The following is a 1,532-nucleotide window of genomic DNA, read 5'->3' as shown; positions in this document are numbered from 1 at the left end:
AGGCGCGAGATGAATCGTCAGTCCCTATTTTCACTCTCACCTTCTCGTGAGCAAAGCGAACTCCGGAAGGGCTTTCTCGTCTCTTTCCTACAACGCAAAACCCACCACGAGGAACCGTTCTTACATAACCCATTTTCATTATAGATACTGATATTGCAGGATGCGCTTTGTTGGGTTATACTATCACCAGTGATAGTAACTATCAGGGGTGATAGCATGTATTTCGATCCCAGACCAAAAACCTCAAGAAAAGATCTGTTTTTGCGAGACAGAGAGTTAGAAGAGTTGAGCAATCTCGATGTGCCTCTTACTCTTGTACTGGGGCCCAGGCGTCTTGGAAAGACTTCGCTCCTGAGAGTATTTATGAATGAGGGCGATATGCCTTTCATATTCACAGACTGCAGGTCCCTTTTAGTAAGGGGAACATCTGTGAGCAACTATCATCGATTGTTAATGGAACAGCTCAACGATCTTGCAAAGATCAAAAGTGGCGTTCTAGAAGCAATGAAACGGATTAAAGGGCTTAACTTGTTTGGAGTCGAGCTGGAGCTCGATAACAAGAGAAGCGACTCGTTTCTGGTTGAATCATTCAACGCACTAGACAAATGGGCTTTGAAGGAAGACAAGATCCTGTACCTTGTCTTCGATGAGGCCCAACTTCTAAGGCACTTCAAAAGAAATGGCGGCCTCGATTTCAATGAGTTGTTTTCGTATGTCTATGACAATCTCACAGGCTTGCGAATCATACTGACGGGTTCTGAAGTGGGTGTTCTCGAAGATTTCATAGGGCTTGATGATTCTTCCTCGCCCCTATATGGAAGATACATAAAAAGACTATATCTTTCGCGGTTTACAAGAAAAGAGAGTGAAGAGTTCCTCGAGAAGGGTTTTGATGAGGTTGAAATGGAGGCTTCGACAAAGACACTCCGCGATGCAGTTGATATACTGGACGGAATAGTCGGATGGCTGGTGTTTTTCGGAAGGGTGTGTATCGATGCTAAAAGAGTCGATAAAGAATCAATTGAACTGACGCTGGAAAAGGCCGAGATCATAGTGAACGACGAACTCTCGAATCTGAAGCGTAACAGTACAAGGTATATCTCGGTTTTGAAGGCCATTGCCTTTGGATCGAAGGGTTGGAAAGAGATCAAAATGGCGACAGAAATCATAGAAAACAAGACCCTCACGGACACGGCCTTCAATAGGATTTTAAGCAGGTTGATCGAACTCAGTTATGTTGACGTCGAGATTGCTCGAGAGGACAAGACATATAGGCTTGTTGATCCGGTTATTGCAAGCGTAATCAGAAAGTTTGGCTAAGAGGGAGGGATAGAGGAGCATTAAGAGGGGTTGTATCCGTCATCAGTCCAACGTTCTCCAAGATGGAAGATGTAAGAGGGCAGAGGTAAGAGGTTTGAAGAGCGTTAAAATCTTGTCTTCAATCCTCGTTGTTAGCACCAGTAACCTTTGTTTAGTGAGAGAAGAGAAACGAAGAAACGGATGAGAAGAACGAGATCCCGTGCAGGCCCATC

1 protein-coding gene is annotated in these 1,532 nt (G+C 44.5%); it reads left to right on the top strand.

What is annotated here, in order from left to right:
- Nucleotides 1–216: 216 nt before the first annotated feature.
- Nucleotides 217–1,320 (top strand): ATP-binding protein, encoded by a 1,104-nt coding sequence (locus RJ60_RS15095; RefSeq protein ID WP_103135283.1) that lies wholly within the window; start codon nt 217–219, stop codon nt 1,318–1,320.
- Nucleotides 1,321–1,532 lie beyond the last annotated feature (212 nt).

Source organism: Mesotoga sp. B105.6.4 (genome assembly GCF_002896535.1).
Classification (GTDB): domain Bacteria; phylum Thermotogota; class Thermotogae; order Petrotogales; family Kosmotogaceae; genus Mesotoga.
This window is presented reverse-complemented; position numbering and strand designations above follow the sequence as displayed.

Bases quoted from the DNA above. Each gene is read 5' to 3' on its own strand.
- RJ60_RS15095 (WP_103135283.1), top strand. From the start codon at position 217: ATGTATTTCGATCCCAGACCAAAAACCTCAAGAAAAGATCTGTTTTTG.